We start from the raw sequence: 26,881 nt of genomic DNA, 5'->3' as shown, positions 1-26,881 counted from the left end.
GGGCGCCCAGGTGACGCGGTCTTCGGCGGACGAGGCGGCCAACGGGCGGCTGCCCGAGGGGCGGGCGTGTGTCCGCCTCTGCTGAAGGTCTAGGGCCGGATGACGGCCATGCGTGTCACCGTCAGCTCCTCGATCGCGAACCTGGGGCCCTCGCGGCCGATGCCCGAGTCCTTGACGCCGCCGTAGGGGGCGATGTCGCTGCGGTAGCCGGGGACTTCGTTGACCACCACGCCGCCGACCTCCAGCCGGTCCACGGCCTCCAACGCGGCCCGCAGGTCGTTGGTGAAGACGGCCGCGTGGAGGCCGTAGCGGCTCGCGTTGACGAGGTCGTACGCGGCGTGCACGTCCGCCGCCGTGCGCAGGCAGACGACCGGGCCGAAGATCTCCTCGTCCCAGGCGGGTTCACCGTCGGGGACCTCCGCGAGCAGGGTCGGGGCGATGCAACGGCCGCCCGCGTCGCGAACTCCCCCGGCCACAAGGCGCGCGCCCGCCGCGCGGGCCCGCCCGACCCAGTCCAGCACCCGGTCCGTCGCCGTCTCGTCGATGAGCGCCGAGACCCGGGTCGCGGGGTCCCGGGGGTCGCCGACCACCACGTCCGGCAGCCTCTCCGCGAGCCGCTTCTCGAACTCCTCGGCAACCGCGGCCACGACGATGACCCGCTGCACGGAGATGCAGGCCTGCCCCGACGCGTAGAAGCCGCCCCGCACCACCGCGTCCACCGCCGCGTCGAGATCGGCGTCCGCGGCCACCACGAGCGCCGCGTTGGAGCCGAGTTCGAGGACCACCTTGCGCGGCGCCGCGTCCCGGGCGATGCGGTGCCCGACGGCGGCCGACCCGGTGAAGGAGACCGCGGCGACCTCCGGATGCGTGGTGAGCGTACGGCCCACCTCCGCGTCCCCCGTGACGAGTTGCACCGCTCCGGCCGGTGCACCGGCCGCCACGAGCTGCTCCCTTACGAGATGGACGAGCCGCAAGGTGGTGAGCGGTGTCGCAGGTGCGGGCTTGACGATCACGGGGCAGCCCGCGGCGAGCGCCGGCGCGATCTTGTGGGAGGCGAGAAGGACCGGGTAGTTGAAGCCCGCGATGCCGACCACCACGCCGACGGGCCGTCGCGTCCAGAAGCCGAAGAGGCCCTCTCCGGACGGCTGGAGGTCCAACGGCACGGTCTCCCCGTGCAGATGAGCCACCTCGTCGGCGGCGGACTGCCAGGTCGCCACGGACCGCCGCATCTCGACCTCGCAGTCGACGCGGGGCTTCCCGGTCTCCAGGACGAGCAGGTCCACCAGCTCCGGCACCGCCTCGGCCAGGGCCGCCGCGACCCCTGTGAGCACCTGCCGCCGCACGCCCGCGGTGAGCCTGCCGACCCTCAGCCGCACCGCGGCGGCGTGCTCGACGGCCCGCACTGCGAGGGCTTCGTCACCGATCGGAGCCGCGCCGATCTCACTGCCGTCGTACGGAAAGCGGACGGGCCCAGTGTCGGGCACGGTCACCCAGCCGTCCCCGACGGGCAGCCCTTCGGGCCAGGTCATCAGGCACCTCCGGTGGCGCTGTTGGCGACGTCGGCACCGCTGGTGCCGTTCAGGAAAGAGAGCGCCGCGGCGGCGTACACCCGCGTGTACTCGACGATCTCGTGCACCTCGACGAACTCATCCTTCTGGTGCGCGATCCACTTCCCGCCGGGTCCGTAGACGACGGTCGGCAGGCCGGCGTCGCGGGTGAGGATGGTTCCGTCCGTGGTGCCGGGCACTGCCCCGAACGGCGGTGCGGCTCCGTGTACTTGGCGGTGTCCGTCGATGAGGGCGGTGACCACGGGGTGGTCTTCGGGGATCTCGATGGCGGGCCGGTCATCGACGACGGTGAGCCCGACACCCACCCCCACGGTCCCGGCCGCCTCGGCCGCGAACTCCCGCACGCGCTCGATGAGTTCCGCGTGATCGGTGCCCGGAATCGTGCGTACGTCGATGCCGACGAGCCCATGCGCGGGGATGACGTTGAGCTGGTCGGGGTCACCGCCGTGCAGGACGGTCGGCGTGACAGTCACGCTGCCGGCGTGCGGATGGGCGCCGTACCGCTCCCGGGCCCAGTCCTGCACGCGGGCGAGCGTCTCGACGATGCGCGCCCCCGCGACGATCGGGCTCTTGGCCTCCTGCGGCATGGCGCCGTGGGCCATCACCCCGTCGAGATCCAGCCGGAGCCGGATGCCGCCGCGGGCGGAGGTGCACACCTCGTACCCCTCCGGCTCGCAGACGATGACTCCGTCCACCTCACGCGCGAGCGGGGTTCGGGCGAACGCCTTCGCGCCGAGCATCAGCCCTTCCTCGTCGCACAGCACGCCGAGGACGACGCGGCCCGGGAAGGGCCCTGCGAGCTGCAGCGCCCGCACCGCGTAAATCATCGCCGCCACACCGGACTTCATGTCGGCGGAGCCGCGCCCCCACAGCCTGCCGTCCCGGATCTCCGCGCCGTAGGGATCGACGCTCCAGTCCGCCGGGTCCCCCTCCGTGACGACGTCGATGTGCCCTTCGAACATCAGGGTCGGCCCTTCGCCCCCACCGCCCTCGATGACGGCGACGGTGTTGGGCCGTCCCGGCGCGACCTCCACCACGTCGTACGCCCAGCCGAACTCGGTGAACAGCCGGGCGACGAGTTCGGCCGCGGGCCGCTCCACGTCGGTCGCTCCGGCCGCGTTGACGGTACGCAGCCGGACCAGGTCCTGGGTGAAGGCGACGGCGGCGGAGGCGACGTCCGGGACGGTAAAGGACGCGCTTGAGTCACTGTGCTTAGAGGTGGCGTGCCTTGAGTCGGCGTGCCTTGAGCTGGCATGCATGGAACCTCCAAGTCGGCCCGGCCGCGAGGCCAGTCGACTGGTCAGACCAGTTGAGTTCCCGTACTCTGCCTCCACGTTCGAGGCCGGGTCAACCACCAGATCTTGGTTTTCCCGCGCCGGCACCGCGTATCAGCTACGTACCGTGGAGGGGGCGGGCCGATGGCCGCCGACGACGCCGACCTGTTCCGGCCGGTCACACCGGTCCGCGCCTACCAGCGGGTGGCCGAACAGATCGAGGAGCGCATCCTGAGCGGCGATCTGCCGCCCGGCTCCCGGCTGCCCGCCGAGCGCGAGCTGGTCAACCGCTTCGGCGTGGGACGCTCCACGGTCCGCGAGGCGCTGCGCGTCCTGCAGTCCGCGGGCCTGATCCGCTCCCGCCCCGGCGACCCGCTGGGGGCCGAGGTGCTCGGCGTCTCCCCCGACAATCTCAGCCAGGCCCTGGGGCGCCTGACCCGCTCCAGCGTGGCGACGCTCGGCGAACTGGTGCAGTTCCGCATGGTGTTGGACGCCGAGAGCAACCGCCTGGCGGCACGCCTGCACGGCGAGGACGACCTGGCCCGGATGCGCGAACAGATCACCCGCATGGAATCCCTCAGCCGCGGCGGCGCGGCGTCCCTGCACGCGTTCAGCGAGGCGGACGCGCTCTTTCACCGCGCGATCGCCGAGGCGAGCGGCAACTCCCTCCTGGGCCTGTGCGCCCGCGCCGTGCACGAGGCGGTGGTGGAGGTCATCGAGAAGAAGATCGCGGGCGTCACGGACACCGCGGTCTGGATGCAGCGCTCCATAGCCCATCACTGCGAGGTCCTGGCAGCGATCACCGCGGGGGATGGACCTCTCGCCGCCCGGCTGGGACGCACGGCTCTGCACGAGTACTACGCGGAGCATGTGGAGCCGGAGACAAGGGAGTTGCTCGCGGCGACGGTCGAGGATCACTGAAGGGCAGGGAGCTTCAGCTGAAGGGCAGGGAGCGACAGAAGACGACAGAGGGCGGGGGTCACCCCCGGAACCCCGGCGAGAGCCCGAGCCGCCCCTCCAGCTGCCCCAGCAAATCCCCCAGCAGCGCGCTGAGTTGACCCTGGCCGTCCTCGTCGAGCCCCGCCAGGACCACGGTCTCGTAGGCGAGCTGATCGGGCAGGATCGAGTCGACCAGATCGCGCCCCGCGTCGGTCAGGCCGACGTGCGAGACACGGCGGTCCCGGGTGTCGGCACGCCGGTCGACCAGGTCGCGCTCCTGGAGCTGCTTCAGGCGCTTGGTGACGGCGGCGCCCGAGGAGAAGGTCTCGCGGGCCAGTTCGCCGGGGGTCAGTTCGTGACCGGTGCGGCGCAGCGCGCCGAGGAGATCGAACTCGGGGCGCGTCAGGCCAACGCGACGCAGCGGAGCGTCCTCGGCCTGCTGAAGGAGGGCCGCACACCGGTTGATGCGCCCGATGACCTCCATGGGCCCGGTGTCGATGTCCGGCCGCACAGCCCGCCACTGCCGCACGACGGCGGCGACGGTGTCGCGGGGCGCGGGCGGGGCACTACCGGCGGCGCCCGACGCGCTGCCCGCGGCGGATGCGGAACGGCTCGACGCAGGTGTGGAGCTGCCCGACGCAGGTGCGGCGCCATCCGACGAGGGCGTGGCGTCACTCGTCACGGCGCCACACCACCCATGGCGGGGGCGGTGGGCGCGGTGGGCGCGGCGGTCGATGCGGAGGCGACGGCACCACCACCGCCCGACACAGAGGCGGCACCGCCTGCCGGAGCGGCACCCCCCGAGGCGGAGACGCCGCTGCTCCCCGCGGGCGCGGAGCTGCCCGATGCGGAGACGGCATCCCTGGCCGGCATGCCATCACCCGACGCGGAGACGGCGCTGCTCGCGGCGGGGGCGCCACCGCTCACCGCGGATCCCATACGGCCCGTCTCAGGCGCGGCGCCCCCCGACGCGTAGACGCCACCCCCCGCGGGCGCGGAGCTGCCCGACGCGGAGGCGGCGCCGTCCGGGGTGGGCCCGGCGCCGTTCGGAGTGGGCCCGGCGGTGCCCGTGTCGGCGGCTTTCGCGCGGGCGGGGGGCTTGCCCGCCGTGGCTCCGTCGCTTCCGTTGCTCATGCGCCTCTGTCCTCGTCCCCGCGTGTCGCCTGCTCGTCACACCTGTACGCGCTCGCCCTGCTCCATGCCACGTACCGTCGCCGCGAGCGTACGGTGTCCGGCCCGCTCGGCGACCAGCACCCGCTGCTCCGGCAGGGCGCGTTGCCACCATTCACCCGCCGCCGCGTCATGGGCGGTGCGCAGGTCGACCAGTGCGGCGGTCAGGCCGCGGCGTGCCGGGCGCAGGGTTGCGGGGGTGGGGAGCGGGGCCGCCAGGGCCCGTTCGGCGTGCGCCCGGGCCCTGTCCGTGGCGTCGATGGCCAGCTCGATGTGGTCGGCGGCACGCCGGTTGGTGACGGCGATCGCCGCGACGATGCCCAGCAGCGCACCGACCAACGTGTCCACGATCCGGTCGAGTATCAGCCCTCCGGGCTGCTGGAACCGCGCGAACTCGGTGACGAGAAGCGCCATCGGCGTGACGCACACACTGCCCAGCCAGTAATTGCGGCCCATCAGCGCCTCCGCGCCGAAGGCGAGCGCCAGGCAGCAGACGATCAGCGCGGCGGGCCCGAGGTGGGCCAGTGGCGCGATCGCGGCGAAGGCGAGCACTCCGACGAGGTTGCCGACCACGCGCTGCACTCCCCTGTTCCAGGTGAGCGTGACGTTGGCCTGGTAGAGGGACGCGGCAGTGACAAGCGCCCAGTAGGGGCGGCCGACGCCGAGGGCCAGCGACGCGTAACCCGCGAGCGCGCAGCCGACTGCCGTGCGCAGCGCGATGGGCAGCAGCGGTGATCCTGGGCCGAGGCGCCGCCACAGGGAGGCCCCTTTCGACTGCGCCGCCGCCAACTCCGCTTCCGCTCCGAGGAGTTCGTCCTCCACTCCGGGCCGTACGCCACCGGGGCGCGGCACCGCTCCCGTGCCGCGCAGGCCCGCCGCCCAGGAGCGCAGCCGGGCGGGGTCCGCGTCAGCCGGCGCCGCCAGGGCTTCCTCGGCGCGGATGACCAGGCGCTCCAGGGCGCGGCGTGCCGCCGTGCGGGCGCCGGCGGCGAGCAGTGACTGCCACGCCGCGTGGACGGCGGCTGCCGCGGCCGGGCGGGCACGCTCCCGCCCCGGGCCCGTGGCCTCGAAGTACGCGGCAGTCGCTCGCAGGGCCCGCGCGGTGGCCCGGCGTTCGGGGCCGTGCGGGCGCACCAGGGCGGGGGCCATGCCGACGAGCCAGGCCACGGCGCCCGCGCCGAGCGTCAGGGCGAGGTGACCGGGGACCTGCCCGATGGCCTGCGGCGCGAACAGCGTGGCGGAGCTGATGAACGTGAAGATGAGGTGGCCGGGCGGGCCGATGCGGGTCGCGTCGCAGAGCGTCTTCTGCGCGGCGGCGAGCAGCGCACCGACCGCCACGAGCACCGCCGCCGACGTGGTGAACGAGGCGGTGACCATGGCGATGCCGACGCCGACGAGCATCCCGAGTACGACCCCGGCGAGGGCACGGGCCCGCGCGGCGTACGGGAGGTTGTGGGTGTAGAGGGCGCAGAACGATCCGGCCATCGTGTACATGACCAGGTCGAGGCGACCGGCCGCGAGGAGCGCGAGGTTCGGTATCGCGGTGGCGACGACCACGCTCGACGCGGGCTTGAACCAGATGTCGGACGGCTTGCCCGGCCGCAGCACACCGGCGAGGGGGAGTGGACGGACGCGGGAGGGGCTGGAGGACGGGCCGGGCGGAGGTGGCGGTGTACTGCTCATGCTCATACCCAGAACATTAGCAAGTGTTTTACTCGGAAACGATTTTCCTCGGGCTGACCTCCGGGTCGCTCCCGCCCCCCACGCGCGCCCCGCGTACACCCATGCGCTCGCGTACGACACCCCGTGCGAGGGCATCGACCCGACGACACCGTCGATCGGGGAGGTGCGCGGTGCACGGACCGGCGCAGGCCGGCTGGCTGCTCGTCGCGCTGTGCGCGGCGACCGGGTCCTACTGCCTGCTGCGGATGCGCAGCAGGCTCGAGGCACAGCGCCGAACGGCCGGCGGAGAGGCACTCATGGGCTTCGGGATGGCGTTGATGGCCCTGCCCGCGGCCGTCCTCGCCCCGCCGCGGTGGGCCTGGCTCGGATACGCGGCCGTGTTCGGCGCGGCGGCGCTCCGCACGCTCTGGGCAGCCCGCCGGGATCGGCACCACCTGCATCACCTGGTCGGTGCCTGCGCCATGGTCTACATGGCGGTGGCCATGACCGCGACACCCACGGCACACGCGGGCCACGGCGGCGGAGGCACCCCGGTCCTCACCGGAGCCCTGTTGCTGTACTTCGCCGGATACGTGCTGCGCTCGGGGGTCCGCCTCCTGCCCGTACCGACACTCGCCACGGTGGACGGGGGCGGCGGCGCGACGGTCACGGGGTGGGCCGACCGCACGGAACTGGCGATGGCGTGCAGACTCGCCATGGGGATCTCCATGATCGCGATGCTGCTGACGCTGTAGGGCGCCACGGGCCGTAGAACGCCACGGGAGGCGTCCGGGGCCCCGGGGCTCGGGAGTCTCGGGGGGCGCGGGGGGCTCGAGGGAGCTTGAAGGCCGTAAGGGGCGCTATCCCGCGATCGGCCGTGGCGTGCGTCACTTGAGGCGATAGGCCATACCCTCCGGCAGCGCCACCCTCATAGTCTTGACGCATGTTGCTCCCCGTTGCGCTGTTGCTGCTGGGCGCCCTCACCGCCGTCGTCGCCCCGCGCCTCCTCACGCGCGGCGACTGGCCGGAGCGCGAACCGGTGGTCGCGCTGTGGGCGTGGCAGTGCGTCGTGGCGGGCGTGCTCATGTGCTGCGCCCTGTCGATGACCCTGAGCGCCGCCGCCGCGTGGCAGGCCGTGCGGGGCCATGTCTTCGCGCCCGCGCCGCACGACGTCGTCGAGGCGTACGCCCTCGGGGCGGGCGGCTCCTGGGCGCCCGCGACCGCCGTGGCACTGGCCCTGGGCGGCGTGTGGACCGCCGCGATGCTGACCCGGGAGATCGCCCGGGCTCGGGCGAGGCGCCGCAAGGGGCGCACCGAACTCCTCCTGCGCGCACCGCTGTTGCCCGGTGAGGAGCCGGGCGCCGACCGTCTCGTCGTCCTGGAGGGCGAGCGCCCCGACGCCTGGTGGCTGCCGGGGTCAGCACCTCAACTGGTCATCACCACCGCCGCGTTGCGCCGCCTGAAGGGCCGTCAGCTGGATGCCGTGCTCGCCCATGAGCAGGGGCACGCGCAGGCACGGCACGACTGGCTCCTGCACTGCTCGGGCGCGCTGGCCACGGGGTTCCCGCAGGTGCCTGTCTTCGCCGCGTTCCGGGACGAGATGCATCGCCTGGTCGAGCTGGCCGCCGACGACGTGGCCTCGCGGCGTTTCGGGCGCCTCACGATCGCCCTCGCGCTCATCGAGCTCAACGAGGACCGGGGCGTGTTCGGGCCCTGCCCGACGCCGCAGGCACACGTGCCGCAGCGGGTCCACCGGCTGCTGTCCGCGCGGCCCCGGCTCACCGCGGGGCGGCGGCTGCGGCTGACGGCCGCCGCGGCGCTGGTGCCGGTGGTCCCGCTCCTGGTGACGTTCGTGCCGGGGCTGCGCGCGCTGGGATAGTGGCCTGCCGCCGGAGACCGAGACGGCCGGGACTCACCCCACGGGACCATGCCCCGGGATGGCCCCCGGCACCGCCCGTCGGCGAGGATCTCTCCATGCACCCCGCCGCACCGCTCGAATCGCCGCCCGGTCCACCCCGTCCGCGGGGGCCCCGCGCCCCGCTCACCGCCGCGCTCCTGAGCGTCCCCTCACTCCTGCTGATCCTTCTGGTCGAGCTGGAATGGGGGCCGCTGGGCACCGTCGACGGCGGCATCGCGCGCACCACGCACCGCTGGGCCGTCGCACACGACGGCCTCACCCACGCGAGCCGCATCCTGACCGACTGGGTGTGGGACCCGTGGACGATGCGCGCCTTGATCGCCGTGGCTGTGGTGTGGCTCGCCTTCCGCGGGGCGCACTGGCTGGCCCTGTGGCTCACTGTCACCTGCGTGGTGGGCACCGTGGTGCAGCAGGGACTCAAGGCAGCGGTCGACAAGCCGCGCCCGACGTGGCCGGACCCGGTGGACTCCGCGCACTACGCGGCGTTCCCCTCCGGCCATGCCCTGACGGCGACGGTGGTCTGCGGGCTGTTGCTGTGGCTGCTGCGCATGTACGGCGTGGGCCCCGCCGTGTGGCGCACAGGAGTCGCGGTCGCCGCGGTCTCCGTCATCGGGGTGGGCGTGACCCGCATCTGGAACGGCGTCCACTGGCCGTCGGACGTCGTCGGTGGCTGGCTCCTGGGCGCCCTGATGGTCGCCCTCGCGATCACCACGTACGCCCACCGCCCGGGCACCCACCCCACCGAAACACCCCGACCAACGGACTAGCCACCCCTGGACGGCGACGCACAAACACCCCACACCCGACGCCAAAGCCCCCCGCTCCCCCTCACACCCACCCCACGTGCCCCCACCACCCAAGCGCCCGCATGACGATCCGTGTCGCTCAACACCGCCGCATCCGAGCGCACTTGACCGCCTGTCGAGCGTGGCGCCGTACAGCATCAGCACCACCTGGCGGCGGCCCTCGCCCTGGCGATGACCGCTCACCGGACGGCTGCCGGGTGTGCCCCCTGTCGCTCAACACCCCCGCATCCGAGCTGCACTTGACCGTCGCTCAGGGTGTCCCGGAGGATCCATGGCATGACGATCAAGGGTGCGCTCTTCGACTTCTCCGGGACTCTGTTCCGTATCGAGTCCACCGGGGCCTGGCTGCGGGCGGTGCTTCAGGAGGCGCGGATGCCGCTCCCCGACGCCGAGTTCGAGCGGCTGGCGGCCGGTCTGGAGCGGGCCGGTGCGCTGCCTGGCGGCGCGCGGCCCGAGGTCGTTCCCGAGCGCCTGGCCGAGCTGTGGGCCCAGCGCGACCGCAGCGCCGCACAGCATCGCGCGGCGTTCACCGCCCTTTCGCGCGAGGTCACGCTGCCCGATCCGCTCCTGCACGACGCCCTGTACGAGCGCCAGATGCGGCCGGAGGCCTGGTCCCCCTACGCCGACGCGGCCGAGGTTCTCGGCGAGCTCCGTGAACGGGGTGTCCGCATCGCCGTGGTCAGCAACATCGGCTGGGACCTGCGGCCCGTCTTCCGCGACCACGGTCTTGACCCGTACATCGACGCGTACGCCCTGTCGTACGAGCACGAGATCCAGAAGCCGGACGCCCGCCTGTTCGCGCGCGCCTGCGAGGATCTCGGAGTTGATCCGGCGGACGCTCTGATGGTCGGCGACGACCGGCACGCGGACGCCGGCGCCGCCGCGCTCGGCTGTGCCGTGCACTTCGTGGACCCGTTGCCCGTGGACCGGCGGCCGGACGGCCTGCGCCCCGTCCTCGGCCTCGTCGACCGGGGCTGAGAGGCTGGACGGGATGTCAGGCGTTCCCGGATGTTGCCGGACCTTGCCGGACGGCTTTCCGCAGGGGCTCGCGTGATCGCCGTACGGCTGCTCCCCGTACGGCTGCTCCCCGCTCGCGCCCAGCCACGCCGCTGACACTGACGCTGAGGTACGGGACGCGCGGCGGCAAGGAGGGTGTGCTGCGGAATCGCCTGGCTCTCACCGGAGCCGGGCCGTCGCGCTGCCGCTGCCGCTGCCCGCTTCCGCGCGAGGAGGCCACGACCGTACGTACGTCCCCGTGGTGGTCGGCCCAAGCCCCTACCGTCGCCCCCGCGGGTAGGGGCGACGTCGAAGACCTGGGGGCAGCCCGCGTACGCACTCCGCGGCGTGCAGACGCCGCCGCGCCCGTCGAAGGTGACGGAGCTGCTGTCCTCCGTACGGCCGGCCCCGCCCCGCGCACACGCCGGCTCCTCAGCCGGCGGGGTCGCCGAAGCCCGCCTTGCGCTCAGGGGGTGATCAGGAGCGCGAATCGGGAGCGCGGCGTCAGGACCGGTAGTTCTCGACCTCTGCGGCCGGCCGCACCCGCGCCTCGTCCGGGTTTCCGCCGAACTCCGCCTTCGCGCGCCGCTGGCGCAGCAGGTCCCAGCACTGGTCGAGTTCACGCTCGAGCACACCGAGCCTCGCGCGCTCCGTCGCCTCGTCGATCGCTCCCGATGCCAGAGATTCCCGCAGCGTCCGCTCGTCGTCGACCATCGACGCGATCCGGGACAGAATCTGCTCTTGATCCATCTCAGTACGCCTCCTCGGCCCCCGGGCCCACTGTAAGGAGGGTTCGGCCGATCGGCACCTGTGAGCAGGCAACACTCCCCCGCGGTGTTGCCTGCTCCAGGTCGCACGGACCACAAGACGACCGCTGAGGGCCTCGGTCCGTGACACGCTGAGTATACTGGCTCCGAGCCAGTCAACGCAGGAGTTACAGAATGTCCCCGCGTAGCGCATCGGTCAATGAAGAGTTGCGAAGGCGTTCCAGGGAACGACTCCTGCAGGCCACGGTCGAGCTGGTGAGCGAACGCGGCTACGAGGCGACGACACTCGGCGACATCGCGGACCGGGCGGGCTCGGCCCGCGGTCTGGTGTCGTACTACTTCCCCGGCAAGCGTCAGCTCCTTCAGTCGGCGGTGCACCGCCTGATGCACCGCACGCTGCAGGCCGCGCTCGAACGGGAGCCGCGGACCACGGACGGGGACGAGCTCCTGGCCCGCGCCATCGACGCGATCCTGGGCCTGGCCGGTGACCAGCCCCTCCTCATGCGCACGCACATGGCAGGCATCCTCCAGGCGGACGGCTTCGTGCGCTGCCCGGAGCAGCAGCACCTCGCCGAACTGCTCCGCGACACCGTCGTACGCCATGGGTCGCCCGACGTGGACACCGACTACCCGCTGCTGCGCGCGCTCCTGATGGGCGCGGTCTTCGCGGTGTTGCTTCCGGGGGCGCCGATGCCCGCGGGCGCGCTGCGTGCCGAGCTGTTCCAGCGGTACGGGCTCGCGTGGGAGCTCGGGGTCCCGCCGGGCGAGGAGCCGCCCGGCGGGACGCACGCGCGAGTCGCCGATCAGGCCGCGCAGGAGACGCGGTCCGGTCAGCCATCCACGGAGCAGTCCACTCAGTCGAAGTAGTCCGGCTGGGTCTGGACGTTGAGCTCACGGACGCGGACCCGCTCGGCGGGATCCGTCCGCTTGTCGTCGATCTTCAGGACGTCGAAGCCCTTGGCCATGTCGTTCGAGTAGACGTAACCGTTGTAGTAGTACGCCGACCAGGATCCGCCGGTCTGGATCGTGTCGGTGCTGAGGGGGCCGCGCTCGAAGTAGCCGATCTCCTTCGGCTTCGAGGAGTTGGTGAAGTCCCAGACGGAGACACCGCCCTGGTACCAGGCCTGGACCATCAGGTCCTTGCCCTTGACCGGGATCAGCGAGCCGTTGTGGGCCACGCAGTTCTCGGTCGCGGCCTGGTGGCGCGGAATCTTGTAGTAGCTCTTGAAGACGAGCTTGCGGTGATCGCCCTTGCCCTTGATGTCGTAGATGCCGTTGGCGCCGCGTTCCGGGCCCGTGGCCTCGTCGCAGGTGGCGGCGCCACCGCCGCCCAACTCGTCGGTGAAGACGACCTTGTTGGCCCGCTGGTTGAACGTCGCCGAGTGCCAGAACGCGAAGTTCTTGTTGTCCTGGACCTGGTCGATGACCCATGGCTTCTCCGGATTCTTGATGGAGAAGAGGATTCCGTCGCCCATGCAGGCGCCCGCCGCGAGGTCCTCGGAGGGCAGCACGGTGATGTCGTGGCAGCCGGTGGTCTTGGAAACGCCCGGGTTGGTGGGCCCGCCCGGGTTGCCTCCGCCGTCGGGGCCTTCGCCCGGGAAGAGCACGGGGAAGTCGACGACGGCCGCCTTCTGCGGGGCCTTGCGGGGCACCTTGATGATGGAGATGCCGTCATGCGGAGGCTGGCAGTCCGGGAACGTCGCGCTCGGGGCGTACGAGGAGACGTACACGTAGACGTTCCGCTTCTCCGGCACCAGGGTGTGCGTGTGCGAGCCGCAGGCGGTCTCGACGGCGGAGACGTACCTCGGGTTCCTCTTGTCGCTGATGTCGAAGACCTTCATGCCCTCCCACGAGGACTTCTCGGTCGCGGGCTGCGTGGTGCTTGTGCAGGAGCTGTCGCTGCGCGAGGAGTCGGTGGAGAGGAAGAGCAGGTTCCCGGAGACGGAGATGTCGTTCTGCGAGCCGGGGCACAGGACTTGGGAGACGGTCCGCGGCTTCTTCGGGTTGCTGATGTCGAAGATGCGGAAGCCGTCGTAGTTGCCCGCGAAGGCGTACTTCCCCTGGAACGCGAGGTCGGAGTTGGTTCCCGGCAGCGCGTCCTTGGGGATGTTGGCAAGGTGCTTGATGTTGTCCGAGTGCACGATCTCGTCGGGCGCGGGTATCTTGCCGCTCTTGATGGCCGCCTTCGCGTCGGCGGCGTCACTCTTCGACACGCTCTTGGGCGCGGCCGGTGAGTCGCCCGGGTCGGGCGTCGCTCCGGCGGGCGCCGCGCTGAACAGCGCGGCTATCAGACCGAGCGCGGCCGCGCCGACGCCGAAGCGTCTGCGCCGTGTTCGGGGGTTGTTCAACAGGGTCACTGCGTCCTCCCTAGTCGCCGTTCGTATGTGAACGGTTCACGGACACCCCGCAGTATCGTGCTCATCATGCACAGATCAACAGATGGCAACACATCTGTAATGAAAGTTTTTGATCACTACCGCGCGTAAGCGTGCTAGGACGGTCCCCAACTCCCCCGCGCGCCACAGGAGGCAGCCGTGCACCACCGCCGTACGCCCGCCGTCACCGTGTTCCTCACGGCCGCCGTTCTGGCGCTCGGCGCCTGCGACTCAGGAGGTTCCGACGCCGGTTCACCGCCGGACAAGAAGGCCGCGCCCGGCCCTTCTGTGATCGCCCCCGGCAAGCCGGGCGAGCGCGCGGAGACGATGTCGGCCGAGGACGCGGCCAAGCGGAGAACCGACGACGACACCCCCAACTCGGCGGACTTCACCTACACCCAGATGATGATCACGCACCACGGCCAGGCCCTGAAGATGACCGAACTCGCCCCGAAACGTGCCGAGTCCACGAAGGTCAAGCGTCTCGCCGACCGCATCACGGCCTCGCAGCGGCCCGAAATAGGCGCCATGAAAGGCTGGTTGAAGACCCACGGCGGCCCGAAGAAGCAGCCCGGTCACGACCACGGGACGATGCCGGGCATGGCCACCGAGGGGCAGCTGAAGCAGCTGCGCGCGGCGAAGGGCAAGACGTTCGACGAGCTCTTCCTGAAGCTGATGATCACGCACCACAACGGCGCGGTCACGATGGCCACGGATGTGCTCTCCGACGGCAACAACATCCTGGTCGAGGAGATGGCCAACGACGTGATCGCGCAGCAGACGACGGAGATCGGCCGGATGCGCGAGATGTGAGGCGCGGCGCGGGACGTCAGCTGTGGCTCCGGGCGGCGGCGTCCCGCTCGTCGTGCGGCTCGTGGTCGCGCCGCGGCAGCAGCAGCGGGGTGGCGAGGATGAGGACCCCGGCGATCCCGATCGCGGTGCGCGGCCCGGTGACGGCGGCCAGCAGACCCCACAGGCCGGTCATGGCCGCGATGGAGAGCTTGCTGGTGACCGACCACGCGGACAGGGTGCGGGCGACGCGGTCGGCCGGGGTGTGGTCGAGCCGGTAGGTGGCGAACACCGGGTTGAACACGCCCGAGCACGTGATCAGGCCGAACTCGACGACGATGACGAGGACGAGCCCGGCGACGCCGGGGCCGATGAAGGCAAGCCAGAGCAGCCAGCAGGCCCGCAGCGTCCCGGCGGTGAGCAGGACGCGGTGCCGCCCGAACCGCTCGACGAGCGGCCGGGCGAGCCGCGAGCCGAGCAGACCGCCGACGCAGGGCACGGCGAAGGCCAGGCCGTACTGCCACGGCGCGAAGCCGAGCTCGCCGACCATCAGGACGATCAGCAGCGGCGATGTCGCCATGATCAGGCCGTTGTTCAGAAGGGTGTTGAAGAACAGCGGGCGCAGCACCGGGCCCGCCAGGATGTAGCGCCAGCCGTCGAGCAGATCACCCGCCCTGAAGCGGGTGCGCGGCCCGGTGCGCACGGGGTGCGGCTCCTTGCCGCCGATCGCGCGGACCCCCAGGGCCGAGAGCAGATAGCTGACCCCGTCGGCCACCACGGTCATCACCGGACCGAAGAACCCGAGCGCGGCCCCGCCCAGCGGCGGCCCGAGCACCAGGGCGGTCCAACTCGTGGACTCCAGGCGGCCGTTAGCGACAAGCAGGTCCTGTGGCCGTACGAGTGCCTTGACGCAGGCACCGCTCGCCGCGCCGAACGCGATGTCGGCCGCCCCGACGACGACCGACACGGCCAGGAGCTGGCCGAAGCCGAGCAGGCCGAGCGCGTACGCGGCGGGGACGCTGAGCAGCGCCGCGCACCGGACAAGGTCCATCGCGATCATCACCGACCGCTTGCGGCGGAACTCCACCCACGGCCCGAGCGGCACCGCCACCACCGCGCCCACGGCGAACCCCGCCGCCGCGAGCACCGACACCTCCGTCGGACCGGCGTCCAGGGCCAGGATCGCGATCAGGGGGAACGCGTCGAACGCGAGCCGCGTACCGAACACGCTGACCGTGTACGCCGCCCACAACCAGCCGAACTGCCGCCCGAGGGACCGCCTGGCCTCCCTGCCCGGTGCCACTGCCACCCCTCGCCGTCGCGCTCGAACGACCTCACCCTGACCTGCGGCATCCAAACCGGCGATGGGTCCGCGGGTCAAACGACCGCAGCTGATCCGGCGCCGCGACAACCCGCGTCCCGCGCCGGCGGCTCCGCGCGGGCGTGGTGAGCGGTGCTGCGGGCGAGGGTGCCTAGCGGCGGTGGTGGCGCGGCGGCAGCGTGCCCGCGTCCCGGGCTGCCGCGATGAGCTTGAGCGACCTGCGGCGGCTGCGTCCGGTCGCCTGCATCACCGCGAGCACGGGGTCCCGCCCCTCGGCCTGCGCCGCGCGGTACTCCCGAGCCACCATCAGCCGCCCCTCGCGCCCGCGCGGCCACGACGGGCGGGCGCGGCGTACGGCGGGCCGGTCCTGCGGGAGGTCGTCGCCCTGATGCGGTGGCTGGGCGCGCAGGCCCTCCAGGGTGATCCGCCCCTCCGACACCACGGCCCGTGCGTCGATGGCGGCTCCGTCACCGAAGGTCAGCCGCACATGAAACGAGGGCGGGACGGGCGGGGATGGGGGTGCGAACGAGGGCGAGCCGTCAGCATTCGGTCGATAGTGATCAGAAACGCCAAGAAAGGGGCTCTCAAGCACCATCAAAAGGTAGCCGTGCGATCGCATTAGGTCACGAACGGCACGCAGGGCTCGCGCGGCTGTCGACCCTGGAGCGGAGCGCCCGGATCGACGCGCCCCCTCACGGCGTCTCCCCCTTCACGCGCGGGGGTGCGATGCTGAAGTCATCCCCCGAGGCCGCCTCGCGGAAGGAGCACCGCCGTGCTGCAGGTCGCCGTCGTCGGATCGGGCCCGAGCGGGGTCTACACCGCGCAGTCCCTCGTCCAGCAGGACCTCGTGCCGGGGGTGCGGGTCGACGTCATCGACCGGCTCCCCTGCCCGTACGGCCTCGTCCGTTACGGTGTCGCGCCCGACCACGAGAAGATCAAGTCTCTCCAGAACAATCTGCGCACGGTCCTCGAACACGACCGCGTGCGCTTCCTCGGCGGCATCGAGGTCGGCCCCGGCGGCCTCCCGACGGCGCGGCTGCTCGACCTCTACCACGCGGTGGTCTACTGCGTGGGCGCGGCGGCGGACCGCAAGCTGGGCGTGCCGGGCGAGGACCTGCCGGGGAGCCACTCGGCCACGGAGTTCGTCTCCTGGTACAGCGCGCATCCGGACGCGACGACCGACGGTTTCATCGGGGGCGTGGAGTCCGCCGTGGTCATCGGCGTCGGGAACGTCGCGGTGGACGTCGCCCGGATGCTGGCGCGCGGCGTGGCCGAGCTGCGGCCCACCGACATGCCTCAGGAAGCGCTCGGCGTGCTGGCCGGGAGCCGGGTGCGCGAGGTCCACATGGTGGGGCGGCGCGGCCCTTCGCAGGCACGCTTCACCACCAAGGAGCTGCGCGAGCTCGGTTCACTCCCGGACACCGAAGTGATCGTGGATCCCGCGGAGTTGGCGCTCGATCCGGCGTACGCCGACCCTTCCGGCCTGCCCGCGGTGGGCCGCCGCAACGTCGAGGTGATGCGCGGCTGGGCCGAGCGCCCCGTGCGGCACCTGCCGCGCAGCATCCGGCTCCGGTTCTTCCTGCGTCCGGTGGCCTTGACGGAGGCGGCGGGGCGCGTCGGCGGAGTGCGCTTCGAGCGGACGCTGCCGGACGGCCGCGGCGGAGTAACCGGTTCCGGGCTGTACGAGGACGTCGCGGGGCAGTTGGTCCTGCGCTCGGTCGGCTATCGCGGGGTGCCCATCGACGGGCTGCCGTTCGATCCCGGGCTCGGCACGGTGCCGCACGCGGCGGGGCGGGTGCTGCGGGAGGGCGTCGCGTCCCCGGGCGAGTACGTGGCGGGCTGGATCAAGCGGGGGCCGACGGGCGTGATCGGAACCAACCGCCCGTGCGCCAAGGAGACGGTGCTGTCCCTCCTTGCGGACGCTCCCGCCCTCGTACGGAAAGGGGTGCCGGACGATCCTCTGCGGACTCTGCGCGAGGCCGGCCTGCACCCCGTCGAGTGGCGGGGCTGGCAGGCGATCGAGCGGGCGGAGGCGGAGTTGGGCGCTGCGCTTGGGCGTGGGCCTGTGAAGATCCCGGACTGGGCGGGGCTGCTGGGCGCCGCGCGTGGCGCCTCGCGCGGCGGTGAGCGGTGAGCCTGCCGGGACTTTGACCGCGGGTCGGTGGGGGCTGGGCGCGCAGTCCCCCGCGCCCCTCAAGGGGCGCTCGTGCGCTCCGCCTGCGACGCTGCCGCGGCCAGGACACTCGCCAGGAGTCCAGGGAACAGCGCGTCCAGGTCCTCGCGGCGCAGGCCGTTCAGCTTTGCCGTGCCTCGGTAGATCTGCTGGATCACGCCGCTCTCGCGCAGCACCCTGAAGTGGTGGGTGCTCGTCGACTTCGTGACGGGCAGGTCGATGCGCGAGCAGGAGAGTCCGTCGAGGCCGGGCTCGCACCCTGCCAGCTGCCGCACGACCCGCAGGCGCATCGGATCCGACAGTGCGTGCAGCACACCCTCGAGCCGGATATCCTCGCGCGTCGGATGGTCGAGCGCGCGGCTGCTGATGGGTGCGGCGGTCGTCATGACAGCTCCACTTCGTCCGGGCTTCGCGTGGGGGCTTCGCATCGCGGCTTCACGTCTTCTCGAAGGCCCCATAGTACGAGAGTCATCGTAGTTTGACATCCGCCGTACTACGAGGTCTATCGTGCGAGCCGTACCGAAGTCCACGACGAATGGAGTCCGCCGTGAGCGCGCTGTTCGAGCCCTACACCCTGCGATCGCTGACCGTCGCCAACCGAGTGTGGATGGCCCCGATGTGCCAGTACTCGGCCGAGGTGTTCGGACCGAACGCGGGTGTGGCGAACGACTGGCACTTCGCCCACTACGCGGCGCGCGCCGCCGGCGGCACCGGCCTGATCCTTCTCGAGGCGACGGCCGTGAGCCCGGAGGGCCGCATCAGCCCCGCGGACCTCGGGATATGGAATGACACGCAGGTCGAGGCGCTCCGCCGCATCACCGGCTTCCTGAAGACCCACGGCACCACGCCGGGCATCCAGATCGCCCACGCGGGGCGCAAGGCGTCCACCGACCGCCCCTGGAAGGGCGGCGGGCCCGTCGGCCAGGAGGAGCACGGCTGGCAGCCGCTCGCGCCCAGCGCGCTGCCCTTCGACGAGGGCCACCACCTGCCGCACGAACTCACCACGGAGGAAATCCGCGCTGTCGTCGGCCAGTTCGCCAGTGCGGCCCGGCGCGCGCTGGACGCCGGTTTCCAGGTGGTCGAGATCCACGGCGCCCACGGCTACCTCATCGGCGAGTTTCTCTCGCCCTTCTCCAACCACCGCACGGACGAGTACGGCGGCTCCTTCGAGAACCGCTCCCGGTTCGCCCTCGAGGTCGTCGACGCCGTCCGCGCCGTGTGGCCCGAGGAGCTGCCCCTCTTCTTCCGGATCTCCGCGACCGACTGGCTGACGGAGAACCCCGAGGACGACCGGGACGGCTGGACGGCCGACGACACGGTCCGGCTCGCGAAGGAGCTGCACGCCCACGGTGTGGACCTCCTGGACGTCTCCACCGGAGGCAACGCCCCTGGAGCGCGCATCGAGGCGGGCCCCGGCTACCAGGTCCCGTTCGCGGCGCGGGTGAAGGCCGAGACGTCGCTCCCCGTCGCGGCCGTCGGCCTGATCACCGACCCCGAGCAGGCCGAGAAGATCCTCGCCAATGACGAGGCCGACGCCGTGCTCCTGGGCCGCGAGCTCCTGCGCGACCCCTCGTGGGCCCGCCACGCGGCCCGTGACCTGGGCGGCGATGTCGCCACGCCTCAGCAGTACCACCGGATGGTCTGAGCCCCACGGTGCGGGCCCACGCACCCCATGAGCCTTGGCCAAGGGTTGGGGACTGGGGTCATCCCTAGGTGACTCCCCGAAGCGCGGCCCCGACCGGGGTTCGTACCGTGGCGCTGTCGCGATGTGTCACGGTTCGGGGCCTGTACCGGCCCTCGGGAGGACGTTGTGCGCTACGTCATCGAGGTGTTCCGCTCCCCCGGGGGCGTGCACGGCAATGTGGTGGATGCGGGCCGCGAGGAAGAGGACACGGGTCACCGCACGCCGTTTCACGGCTGGCTCGAACTGCTCTCACTGCTCGAACCGCCGGACGCCGCGTCCACGGAAGCCGGAGAACGCACTTGCGCGGCAGGTGATGACTCCTGTGACGCCTGATGCCACCTCTCGGTAACTGACTCTCCGGGAGTGGCGAATCGGCTTGTCCCGAGAGCGGTTTCGGCATCATCGTGGACGTTCAGGGCCATGCGCCCGGCACGGGTCACCGTCACAGTCATGGCGCCCGTACCGGGTGCCGACATGTGGGGGCGGTGATGACGTCCGGCGACATACTGAACAGCCATGTCAACGCACCGGCGCCCCATGAGGCGTTCTCCGGTCGTACGCGCGAACTCGCGGCGCTCCAGGAGGAGTTCCGCCAGGCACGCGAGGGTGTGCCACGGCTCGTCCTGATCGACGGGCCCGGCGGTATCGGCAAGTCCGCTCTGGTGCGCAGGTTCCTCGACACGGCGGGCGATGCGTGTGTGCTCCAGGCCAGCGGCGAGGAGAACGAGAGCGCCCTGCCCTGCGGGGTGCTCGCCCAGTTCGTCGGGCAGAGCCCGCTCCCACTGCCCGACAGCCTGGGGTCGCTGGTCCGTACGCCCCGCTCGGCGCCCGGCACCCTGCCACCGCTCGCGGCGGGCTTCGGACTGCTCGACCTGCTGAGCGAACTGCAGGACAAGGGCCCTGTCATCCTGGTGCTGGATGACGCCCACTGGGCCGATTCCGCGTCGCTGAACGCGCTGACGTTCGCGCTGCGGCGGCTGCGCGTCGACAAGGTCCTCGCGATCGTGACGGCACGGGACCCGCAGGCTCCCCAGCTGCCGGAGGGCATCCGCAGGCTGCTCGCCGACGTCCGCACCCGGCGCATCCCGCTGCACGGGCTCAGCCCGGACGAACTGGGCTCCCTCAGCGCGCAGATGGGCAGCGACCGGCTCCCGCACTCGGCGTCCGTACGCCTGCGGGACCACACGCACGGCAATCCACTGCACGCCCGCGCGCTCCTGGACCAGGTGCCCGCGCACGTCCTGCGGGACGTCACCACGCCGCTGCCCGCGCCGCGCTCGTACGCCATGCTGGTGCTCGCCAACCTCGCGGAGTGCGGACCCCAGGCGCTGCGGCTCGTCCAGGCGGTCAGCGTGCTCGGGCTGCCTTGCCCGCTGAGCGTGGCTGCCGCGCTCGCCCGCGTCACGGCTCCGCTGCCCGCGCTCGAACGGGCCGTCAAGGCAGGCCTGTTGAAGGAGTCGCACTCGGGGGCCGCGCCCGAGATCGCCTTCCCGCACCCCCTCGTCCATGCCGCCGTCTACCAGGACATCGGCCCCGCGCACCGCGCCGATCTGCACACGCGGGCCGCCGCCCTGGTCGACGACGACTACGCGAGTCTGCGCCACCGCGTGCTCGCCGCCACGGGCCCGGACGAGCATCTCGCCGCCGCCCTCGCCGCCTGCGCCAGGCGCGAGGCGGCCACCGGGCAGTGGGCGGTGGCGGGCCAGCATCTGCGGCACGCGTCACGGGTGGCGACGACCGACCTGGAGCGCGACCGGCTCGCCGTCGAGGCGGTCGAGGCGCTGCTGCTCGACGGCCGGGTCCACGAGTCGGCCGAACTCGCCGCGGGCATTCCGGCCGGCGCGGACCCGGCGCTGCGCGGATATGTACGCGGGTATGTGGCGCGCGTCCAGGGCCGCATGGAGCAGGCGCAGACGCTGCTCGTCGACGCCTGGAACCAGTGCGACCACGAGAGCGATCCCTCGCTCGCCGCGCGGGCGGCGGAGCAGCTGAGCTACGCCGCCGTGATGCGGGGGCGCTCATCCGACGCCGCCCAGTGGGCGGAGCGCGCCCAGCGGCTCTCCACCCTCCAGGGGCCGAGCCGGATGCTGCGCTTCAATCATCTCCTCGCACTGGGCCTCAGCGGGTCCGCCAAGAAGGGCATCGAGCTCGCCGGTGACCTTCCCGATCCGCTGCTCGTGCCGCCCTCGAGCATCGATCTGCTGTTGGCACGCGGTCAGTTGCGGCTCTGGTCGGACGATCTGCTCGGCGCACGCGCCGACCTGCTCGGCGCCGTGGCCAACTGCCGCAAGGGCACGGTGCCGTTGCGGCTCCTCTCGGCCTCCGCGCTCGCCCAGACCCTGCACCGGCTCGGCGACTGGGACGAGGCGCTGATCCACGCCGAGGCGTCCGCCTCCATCGCCGACGACACCGAGCAGTCGTGGCTGAAGCCCGTCACGCACGCCATCGCCAGCTGGATCCTCTCGGCACGCGGCACCTGGGACCGTGCGTCGGTGCATCTGCGGCTCGCCCTGGACGCGCCCGGCTGCGACGAGAGTGCCCTCGCCTACGCGTACGCGGCGTCGGCGCACGGGGCCTTCGCCGAGGCCCGCGCGGAGCCGGAGCGCGTCGTGGAGGCGCTGCGGCCGCTCCTGGATTTCGCCTCGCACGACGGCGTGAACGAACCGGGCGTGGTGTCCTGGCGTGAGCTCCTGGTCGACGCGCTCATCCAGCTCGGCGAGTTCGACGAGGCGCAGGCGGTGCTTCTGCCCTACGAAGAGCGGGCGCAGGCGCGCGGGCAGCACGCGGCGCTGTCCGCCGCGGCACGCGTGCGCGGCAACCTGCACGCGGCACGCCGGGAGGCGGACCGCGCCCAGGCGTCGTTCCTGCGCGCGCACGACCAGGCGGCGCAGATCCCGTCGCCGTTCGGCCGCGCCCGCGTCCAGCTCGACCACGGGGCGTTTTTGCGCAGGATCGGCCGCCGCTCGGTCGCCGTGGCCCAGCTCCAGGCGGCGTACACGACGATGAAGGAACTGAACGCCGTACCCTATCTCGCCCGGTGCGAACGGGAGTTGGACGCCTGCGGGCGTGCGGCGCCCCCGCGGCCCGCGCACGATCCGGCGGACATGGACTCCGCCGCCGAAGGGCTGACCCCGCAGGAGCTGGCCGTCGCGCGTCTCGCGTCGCAGGGCTTCACCAACCGGCAGATCGCCACCGCGCTCGCACTGAGCGTCAAGACCATCGAGTACCACCTGGGCCACACCTATACGAAGCTCGGCATCACTTCGCGCATCGGGCTCGTGCAGCACTTCGCTCCCCAGGAACGGCGTACGCCGTCGTAGCCCCCGGGCCGGCGCCCCGGCACGCCGGGGTTATCCCTGGGCGGTTCCCTGAGGCACCCCTGCCGCTGTCCGGCGTAGTTTCTTGGCTGGTCAGGGGATGGGATGCACAAGTGGGGGTGCGCAGATGGCTGTCACGGAATGTCCGACGGTACGCGGCGACGCGCCACCGGCCCTGCGTCTGCGGCTGCTCGGGGGATTCCACCTCAGCCGCGGCGAGGGTGACGGCGGGCAGGTCGACGTGTCCGCCAGCGGGCAGCAGCTGCTCGCCCTCCTCGGGCTGCGCGGCCCCGCGACACGTTCGGCGCTCGCGGGGACGCTGTGGCCCGATGTCACCGAGGAGCGTGCGCGGGCCTGTCTCCGTACCGCCATCTGGCGTCTCAACGCGGCGAGTTCGGCCGTCTGCGGCTCCCCGCCCGGGGTGCTCGCACTCAGCCGGAGTGTCCGGATGGACATCCAGGACTTCACCGCCACGGCACACCGCATTCTCGCGGCCCCGGCTGAGGGGACCGGGGCCGCGTGCTCCGCACTGATGGACAGGGGGGAACTGCTGCCCGGCTGGCACCAGGACTGGGTGATGTTCGAGCGCGAGCGGCTGCATCAGCTGCGGTTGCACGCGCTCGAGGCCCTTTCGGCGCGGCTCGTCATGCGCGAGCAGTACGCCCCCGCGCTGGAGGCCGCCCTGGAGAGCACCCGGATCGACCCGCTGCGCGAGAGCGCGCACCGCGCGGTCGTGACGGTGCACCTCGCCGAGAACAACCTGGCGGAAGCGGTGCGGCACTTCAAGGCGTTCCGCGGGCTGCTCCGCACGGAGCTCGGCATCGAGCCCTCGGAGCAGTTCCGCACGATGGTGCGGCGCGCGGTGACCTGACGGACACGGCGGGAAGGCGAGGCAGCCATGGTGACAGGGACCGCGGCGGGGGTTTTCCAAGAACAGGTGACGTGCCGCCACGTCACCGATGGCCTGTCTGTCCGTGCGCGCTCGGGGGTGCACGGGCCGCAGGTCGTCCCACCCGCCCCTGCCGACCGCGTTGGGGGACGCGGCCGGCAGGCCACCGACGTTCCGCCACGCACGGTCACGGGGGTGCCGAGCGCGGCGTAGGACGCCGGTGACGGTGGCGGCCCCGGCAGGCGAATGCCTCCCGGGGCCGTCACCGTTCCCCTTCACTCCAGCGGTCCTTCACTTCCCTTGCGGCCGTCTGAGCTCCTCGATGGCCTTGTCGACGGCCTTGTGCGGCAGGCCGGTCCTGCGGGACAGGTCCTTCGGCTCCATGCTGCTCAGCACGTCGTCGACGCTTCTGTCCTCGACGCTCGCGATATCCCACACGTAGCGCCGGACGCGGTCGACCGGGTCGACGGCGGCCCCCACCACGGGCGGGGCGAGGCCCCCGCGCGCCGCGCCGCCCGGTCGCGGCTCCTGCTCCAGCCAGGTGGTCCAGACGCCTCGCCCGACCAGGTGTTCCGCCGCGCTCTCGGCCACCGAACCGTCCTGGAGGATGCCCGGGTCGGCCGAGTCCGCCCGGACCAGGAGGCGGCACGAGGCCGCGAGCATGGGCGGCGAGGCGACCGGCGGCACCGGCTCGTCGAGCAGGGTGCACAGCGCGGCGATGTCCGGCTGCACGGGGGCGTAGTGGACGAGGCGCTCCAGGAGGCTGCCGACCCGCCCCGGATCGGCCTCCCCCCTGCGTTCAGTCCTCGCGCCGTCAGTCCGCGAGCATCGCCGCCACGCTCGCGAGGACCAGCGGGTCGTCGTCGAACGCAGTGTGGCTGCGTGCCCCCGCGTCCAGGCCCGGTGACCAGACCGTGCGGGCGGGATCCGCCCGCAGGAAGCCGCGCAGGTCGTCGGAGTCGGGCCCCACGGCCGCGGAGTCGAGGTACCAGCGCTGCATGCCCGCGATCGGCGTGACGGCGGGCTCCTTGGACGGTCCGCGCTCCAGGACGCCGGAGATGAAGTAGAGCAGCGACCTCGGGTACAGGAACGGCACCAGGTGGTCGGCCTGCTCCGCCCTGTCGGTCATGGTGAACATCCGGAACCGGTCGAAGAGTTCGGCCTGTCGGCGGACCACGGGCGCGAGCCGCGCCACTGTGCAGGCCGGCGCGAGAAGCACCACGTCCCGCAGCCGGAAGTCGGCAGGAAGAGGGTCGTTCTCCGCGGCACGCCTGCGCACGAGGTCGTCGAGGAGGTTGCCGATGAACACGGCGCCCGCGCTGTGGCCGACCACGGTCACCTGGGGGTGGGTGCCGGAGGCGAGCAGCTCGGCGAACCGGTCCAGGAAGTACCGCCCGGCGCGGGCCTCGTCGTCCGCGCCGGCGAAGGTCTCCGCGGTCTGCCGCTTCATCGCGTCCCAGATCGCGGCGCCCGCGTTGGCGAGGTAGAACTCGCGGAGGATCTCCTCGACGACCGTCGGATAGAGCCCGTGGTCGTTGCGCTGCCGGAAGCGGCCGACGACGGCCGCCACGACGCGCACGGTCTTGCGCACGATCAACGCCGTGCTCACCAGGGCACGTTCCCCGGTGCCCGCCCTGGCCGCGAGGTCGGCCACGACGTCCGGCGACATCAGTGTGGCCGCCGCGGCACGCCCCCCGATGATGTCTCGCGCCGCGGCGACCGGCTCTGTGGGGCGGGGCCGGTCCGGGGGCATCGCCGAGTTCACGATCTCCCTGGTGCGCTCGGCCAGTTCGGTGTCCGTCGACAGCTCGGCGGCGATCTGCCTCTGCTCGGACTCGTTCAGCGGCGCCACCTCGTGCGGTGCGGTCAGCCGCGCGTAGGGTTCCTGTCCGGCTCGTACCTGGGCGAGTTCGGCTGCTACAGCCCTCGGGGAGGGGGTGGCCACCGCCCCGAGAGCTCGCTGTCCCGGCTCCCGGAAAACGGTGCCGGTGGCGTATCGGGTGACCCTGTTGAGCAGCGTACGGAAGACGCTCTCGTTCAGGATCTGCGGCAGGTTGCCCCGCAGGGTCTCCAGGAGTCCGCTGCTCCACACGAAGAAGACGGGCTCGGCGCCCGCCGCCTCGTACACGGGCGCGAGCCGCTCGGCGGTGGCGAAGCCCAGCGTGTCGTCGATGAGTCCGCCGTGGAAGTGGAGCACCACACGCGGCCGGTCCTTGAGCCCTGCCACGAGCTCGTCGATGTCGGCGGTGGTGGTCGAGGCGAGTCGACCACCCTGCCGGCTGTGGATGCACCGCTCACGGAAGGAAGCCATGCCCAGGAAGGTAGGGCGGCGCCACCGTCCCCGACATCGGGGACGAGCTCAGGGATAACCCCGGACCACGAACACCACGCACGACTAGGAACCCGAGGCAGGACCCATCCACTCCGCCTCGTACGCCGCGTACGTCCCGTCGTGCGTCGCCAGGTGCGTGAACTGGTCGACGTACTCCTTGAACTCCTCGTCCCCGCGCGGAGTTGCGTACGCCTTCTCGGAGAAGGTGAAGGGCTTGTCGGGGTGCAGGGAGCAGAGCTCGGGGTGGATCTTGGCCTGGTAGCGGGTCTCGCTCGCGTCCGTCATCATCACGTCGGCGCGGCCCGCGATGATCTCCTTGAAGATCGTGGTGTTCTCCGGGTGCAGCTTGATCGTGGCCTGCTTGATGTTCGCGCGCGCGAACTGCTCGTTCGTGCCACCGGGGTTGACGATGACGGTGGTGCCCGGCTTGTCGATGTCCTTGAGCGTGCCCTCGCCGAACTTCTCCTTGTCGGCGCAGCGCACGATCGGCGTCTTGCCGTCCTCACGGGTGGGCTCGCTGAAGTAGACCTGGCGGGCGCGCGGCAGGGTGATGGAGACGCCGCCGACCGCGATGTCACAGCGGCCCGCCGCGACGTCCTTGGTCAGGTCCGCCCAGGTCGTGGCCACGTACTTGGGTTTGGCGTCGAGGCTTTCCGCCAGGTCCTCGGCCATCTTGATGTCCACACCGCTGTAGGTCTTGTCTGCGGGGTCGAGGTGGGTGAAGGGGCGGTAGTCGCCGGTCGTGCACACCTTCAGGACGCCCGACTTCGGCACGGAGTCCAGGAGGCTTCCGCGGTGGCGGTCCTTGCCGCGCCCGGCGTCGGGGGACGCGGGCGCGGCGGCCGTGACGGCGAGCAGACAGACCAGGGCGGACAGGGTGGCGGCACGCTTCACGGGGGCT

Annotated in this window: 25 protein-coding genes; 12 read left to right on the top strand and 13 right to left on the bottom strand. The window is 72.2% G+C overall.

From position 1 onward, the window contains the following. Positions 1 to 89: 89 nt before the first annotated feature. Positions 90 to 1,529 carry an aldehyde dehydrogenase family protein gene (locus ACZ5WE_RS29795; protein ID WP_467693539.1) on the bottom strand — a complete coding sequence of 480 codons (1,440 nt, stop codon included), beginning with the start codon at positions 1,527 to 1,529 and terminating at the stop codon, positions 90 to 92. Continuing rightward, positions 1,529 to 2,827 carry a M20 family metallopeptidase gene (locus ACZ5WE_RS29790; RefSeq protein ID WP_467693538.1) on the bottom strand — a complete coding sequence of 433 codons (1,299 nt, stop codon included), beginning with the start codon at positions 2,825 to 2,827 and terminating at the stop codon, positions 1,529 to 1,531. The genes ACZ5WE_RS29795 and ACZ5WE_RS29790 overlap by 1 nt, the downstream gene beginning before the upstream one ends. 159 nt (positions 2,828 to 2,986) lie before the next feature. On the opposite strand from ACZ5WE_RS29790, the gene ACZ5WE_RS29785 reads away from it, so the two are divergent. Then, positions 2,987 to 3,763 carry a FadR/GntR family transcriptional regulator gene (locus ACZ5WE_RS29785; protein WP_467693537.1) on the top strand — a complete coding sequence of 259 codons (777 nt, stop codon included), beginning with the start codon at positions 2,987 to 2,989 and terminating at the stop codon, positions 3,761 to 3,763. 58 nt (positions 3,764 to 3,821) lie between these two features. Here ACZ5WE_RS29785 and ACZ5WE_RS29780 read toward each other — a convergent pair whose 3' ends face one another. The 3 genes from ACZ5WE_RS29780 to ACZ5WE_RS29770 form a co-directional block, all read right to left on the bottom strand. Next, positions 3,822 to 4,310, bottom strand: a complete 489-nt coding sequence (locus ACZ5WE_RS29780) for a MarR family winged helix-turn-helix transcriptional regulator (protein ID WP_467693626.1) — start codon at positions 4,308 to 4,310, stop codon at positions 3,822 to 3,824. A gap of 149 nt (positions 4,311 to 4,459) precedes the next feature. Continuing rightward, positions 4,460 to 4,915, bottom strand: a complete 456-nt coding sequence (locus tag ACZ5WE_RS29775) for a hypothetical protein (protein ID WP_467693536.1) — start codon at positions 4,913 to 4,915, stop codon at positions 4,460 to 4,462. 36 nt (positions 4,916 to 4,951) lie between these two features. Further along, a complete protein-coding gene (locus tag ACZ5WE_RS29770) occupies positions 4,952 to 6,634 on the bottom strand; it encodes an FUSC family protein (protein ID WP_467693624.1) in 1,683 nt (560 codons plus the stop codon). Between the two features lie 170 nt (positions 6,635 to 6,804). Between ACZ5WE_RS29770 and ACZ5WE_RS29765 the strand changes: the two genes are divergently transcribed. The 4 genes from ACZ5WE_RS29765 (at position 6,805) to ACZ5WE_RS29750 (ending at position 10,315) form a co-directional block, all read left to right on the top strand. Continuing rightward, entirely contained in the window at positions 6,805 to 7,368 is a 564-nt protein-coding gene (locus ACZ5WE_RS29765; protein WP_467693535.1) for a DUF5134 domain-containing protein, read from the top strand. Between the two features lie 188 nt (positions 7,369 to 7,556). Next, a complete protein-coding gene (locus tag ACZ5WE_RS29760) occupies positions 7,557 to 8,492 on the top strand; it encodes a M56 family metallopeptidase (protein ID WP_467693533.1) in 936 nt (311 codons plus the stop codon). A gap of 95 nt (positions 8,493 to 8,587) precedes the next feature. Beyond that, a complete protein-coding gene (locus ACZ5WE_RS29755; protein ID WP_467693532.1) occupies positions 8,588 to 9,298 on the top strand; it encodes a phosphatase PAP2 family protein in 711 nt (236 codons plus the stop codon). A 315-nt stretch (positions 9,299 to 9,613) separates the two neighbouring features. Then, positions 9,614 to 10,315 (top strand): HAD family hydrolase, encoded by a 702-nt coding sequence (locus ACZ5WE_RS29750; protein WP_467693531.1) that lies wholly within the window; start codon positions 9,614 to 9,616, stop codon positions 10,313 to 10,315. Between the two features lie 522 nt (positions 10,316 to 10,837). Here ACZ5WE_RS29750 and ACZ5WE_RS29745 read toward each other — a convergent pair. Next, the gene (locus tag ACZ5WE_RS29745; protein WP_467693529.1) at positions 10,838 to 11,083 is read right to left on the bottom strand and encodes a DUF2630 family protein; all 246 of its coding nucleotides are present in this window, start codon (positions 11,081 to 11,083) and stop codon (positions 10,838 to 10,840) included. Positions 11,084 to 11,274: 191 nt separating this feature from the next. Between ACZ5WE_RS29745 and ACZ5WE_RS29740 the strand changes: the two genes are divergently transcribed. Further along, positions 11,275 to 11,967 (top strand): TetR/AcrR family transcriptional regulator, encoded by a 693-nt coding sequence (locus tag ACZ5WE_RS29740; RefSeq protein WP_467693528.1) that lies wholly within the window; start codon positions 11,275 to 11,277, stop codon positions 11,965 to 11,967. On the opposite strand, the gene ACZ5WE_RS29735 is transcribed toward ACZ5WE_RS29740, so the two are convergent. Continuing rightward, a complete protein-coding gene (locus tag ACZ5WE_RS29735; protein WP_467693526.1) occupies positions 11,955 to 13,457 on the bottom strand; it encodes an LVIVD repeat-containing protein in 1,503 nt (500 codons plus the stop codon). The genes ACZ5WE_RS29740 and ACZ5WE_RS29735 overlap by 13 nt on opposite strands. 177 nt (positions 13,458 to 13,634) lie before the next feature. Between ACZ5WE_RS29735 and ACZ5WE_RS29730 the strand changes: the two genes are divergently transcribed. Further along, positions 13,635 to 14,288 carry a DUF305 domain-containing protein gene (locus ACZ5WE_RS29730; protein WP_467693524.1) on the top strand — a complete coding sequence of 218 codons (654 nt, stop codon included), beginning with the start codon at positions 13,635 to 13,637 and terminating at the stop codon, positions 14,286 to 14,288. A gap of 16 nt (positions 14,289 to 14,304) precedes the next feature. Here ACZ5WE_RS29730 and ACZ5WE_RS29725 read toward each other — a convergent pair whose 3' ends face one another. Then, positions 14,305 to 15,567, bottom strand: coding sequence for an MFS transporter (locus tag ACZ5WE_RS29725; protein WP_467693522.1), 1,263 nt, complete (start codon positions 15,565 to 15,567; stop codon positions 14,305 to 14,307). Between the two features lie 169 nt (positions 15,568 to 15,736). Next, entirely contained in the window at positions 15,737 to 16,072 is a 336-nt protein-coding gene (locus tag ACZ5WE_RS29720) for a DUF6214 family protein (RefSeq protein WP_467693520.1), read from the bottom strand. 285 nt (positions 16,073 to 16,357) lie between these two features. Between ACZ5WE_RS29720 and ACZ5WE_RS29715 the strand changes: the two genes are divergently transcribed. Further along, on the top strand, positions 16,358 to 17,719 hold the full coding sequence (locus ACZ5WE_RS29715; protein ID WP_467693518.1) for an FAD-dependent oxidoreductase: 1,362 nt from the start codon (positions 16,358 to 16,360) through the stop codon (positions 17,717 to 17,719). Positions 17,720 to 17,778: 59 nt separating this feature from the next. Here ACZ5WE_RS29715 and ACZ5WE_RS29710 read toward each other — a convergent pair whose 3' ends face one another. Continuing rightward, positions 17,779 to 18,144 carry an ArsR/SmtB family transcription factor gene (locus ACZ5WE_RS29710; protein ID WP_467693516.1) on the bottom strand — a complete coding sequence of 122 codons (366 nt, stop codon included), beginning with the start codon at positions 18,142 to 18,144 and terminating at the stop codon, positions 17,779 to 17,781. A gap of 161 nt (positions 18,145 to 18,305) precedes the next feature. Between ACZ5WE_RS29710 and ACZ5WE_RS29705 the strand changes: the two genes are divergently transcribed. From ACZ5WE_RS29705 to ACZ5WE_RS29690, 4 genes are all read left to right on the top strand, one after another. Next, entirely contained in the window at positions 18,306 to 19,403 is a 1,098-nt protein-coding gene (locus ACZ5WE_RS29705; protein ID WP_467693515.1) for an NADH:flavin oxidoreductase/NADH oxidase, read from the top strand. 165 nt (positions 19,404 to 19,568) lie between these two features. Beyond that, the gene (locus tag ACZ5WE_RS29700; RefSeq protein WP_467693513.1) at positions 19,569 to 19,775 is read left to right on the top strand and encodes a hypothetical protein; all 207 of its coding nucleotides are present in this window, start codon (positions 19,569 to 19,571) and stop codon (positions 19,773 to 19,775) included. Positions 19,776 to 19,930: 155 nt separating this feature from the next. Then, entirely contained in the window at positions 19,931 to 22,762 is a 2,832-nt protein-coding gene (locus ACZ5WE_RS29695) for a helix-turn-helix transcriptional regulator (RefSeq protein ID WP_467693511.1), read from the top strand. 124 nt (positions 22,763 to 22,886) lie between these two features. Further along, positions 22,887 to 23,630 carry an AfsR/SARP family transcriptional regulator gene (locus ACZ5WE_RS29690; RefSeq protein WP_467693509.1) on the top strand — a complete coding sequence of 248 codons (744 nt, stop codon included), beginning with the start codon at positions 22,887 to 22,889 and terminating at the stop codon, positions 23,628 to 23,630. Positions 23,631 to 23,939: 309 nt separating this feature from the next. On the opposite strand, the gene ACZ5WE_RS29685 is transcribed toward ACZ5WE_RS29690, so the two are convergent. From ACZ5WE_RS29685 to ACZ5WE_RS29675, 3 genes are all read right to left on the bottom strand, one after another. Beyond that, a complete protein-coding gene (locus ACZ5WE_RS29685; RefSeq protein WP_467693507.1) occupies positions 23,940 to 24,380 on the bottom strand; it encodes a hypothetical protein in 441 nt (146 codons plus the stop codon). 82 nt (positions 24,381 to 24,462) lie between these two features. Next, complete coding sequence (locus tag ACZ5WE_RS29680) at positions 24,463 to 25,959, bottom strand: hypothetical protein (RefSeq protein ID WP_467693505.1); 1,497 nt, start codon at positions 25,957 to 25,959, stop codon at positions 24,463 to 24,465. An 84-nt stretch (positions 25,960 to 26,043) separates the two neighbouring features. After that, the gene (locus tag ACZ5WE_RS29675; protein WP_467693503.1) at positions 26,044 to 26,874 is read right to left on the bottom strand and encodes a transporter substrate-binding domain-containing protein; all 831 of its coding nucleotides are present in this window, start codon (positions 26,872 to 26,874) and stop codon (positions 26,044 to 26,046) included. Positions 26,875 to 26,881 lie beyond the last annotated feature (7 nt).

Source organism: Streptomyces sp. NPDC033180 (genome assembly GCF_055577645.1).
The sequence above is the reverse complement of the archived record's forward strand: the minus strand, read 5'-3'. Positions and strand labels throughout refer to the sequence as shown.

What these genes read in the sequence shown, in the direction of transcription:
- ACZ5WE_RS29690 (WP_467693509.1), top strand. Translation starts at nt 22,887, where the DNA reads ATGGCTGTCACGGAATGTCCGACGGTACGCGGCGACGCGCCACCGGCC.
- ACZ5WE_RS29745 (WP_467693529.1), bottom strand. Translation starts at nt 11,083, where the DNA reads ATGGATCAAGAGCAGATTCTGTCCCGGATCGCGTCGATGGTCGACGAC.
- ACZ5WE_RS29695 (WP_467693511.1), top strand. Translation starts at nt 19,931, where the DNA reads ATGACGTCCGGCGACATACTGAACAGCCATGTCAACGCACCGGCGCCC.
- ACZ5WE_RS29750 (WP_467693531.1), top strand. Translation starts at nt 9,614, where the DNA reads ATGACGATCAAGGGTGCGCTCTTCGACTTCTCCGGGACTCTGTTCCGT.
- ACZ5WE_RS29755 (WP_467693532.1), top strand. Translation starts at nt 8,588, where the DNA reads ATGCACCCCGCCGCACCGCTCGAATCGCCGCCCGGTCCACCCCGTCCG.
- ACZ5WE_RS29795 (WP_467693539.1), bottom strand. Translation starts at nt 1,529, where the DNA reads ATGACCTGGCCCGAAGGGCTGCCCGTCGGGGACGGCTGGGTGACCGTG.
- ACZ5WE_RS29740 (WP_467693528.1), top strand. Translation starts at nt 11,275, where the DNA reads ATGTCCCCGCGTAGCGCATCGGTCAATGAAGAGTTGCGAAGGCGTTCC.
- ACZ5WE_RS29775 (WP_467693536.1), bottom strand. Translation starts at nt 4,915, where the DNA reads ATGAGCAACGGAAGCGACGGAGCCACGGCGGGCAAGCCCCCCGCCCGC.
- ACZ5WE_RS29770 (WP_467693624.1), bottom strand. Translation starts at nt 6,634, where the DNA reads ATGAGCAGTACACCGCCACCTCCGCCCGGCCCGTCCTCCAGCCCCTCC.
- ACZ5WE_RS29760 (WP_467693533.1), top strand. Translation starts at nt 7,557, where the DNA reads ATGTTGCTCCCCGTTGCGCTGTTGCTGCTGGGCGCCCTCACCGCCGTC.
- ACZ5WE_RS29710 (WP_467693516.1), bottom strand. Translation starts at nt 18,144, where the DNA reads ATGACGACCGCCGCACCCATCAGCAGCCGCGCGCTCGACCATCCGACG.
- ACZ5WE_RS29790 (WP_467693538.1), bottom strand. Translation starts at nt 2,827, where the DNA reads ATGCATGCCAGCTCAAGGCACGCCGACTCAAGGCACGCCACCTCTAAG.
- ACZ5WE_RS29680 (WP_467693505.1), bottom strand. Translation starts at nt 25,959, where the DNA reads ATGGCTTCCTTCCGTGAGCGGTGCATCCACAGCCGGCAGGGTGGTCGA.
- ACZ5WE_RS29785 (WP_467693537.1), top strand. Translation starts at nt 2,987, where the DNA reads ATGGCCGCCGACGACGCCGACCTGTTCCGGCCGGTCACACCGGTCCGC.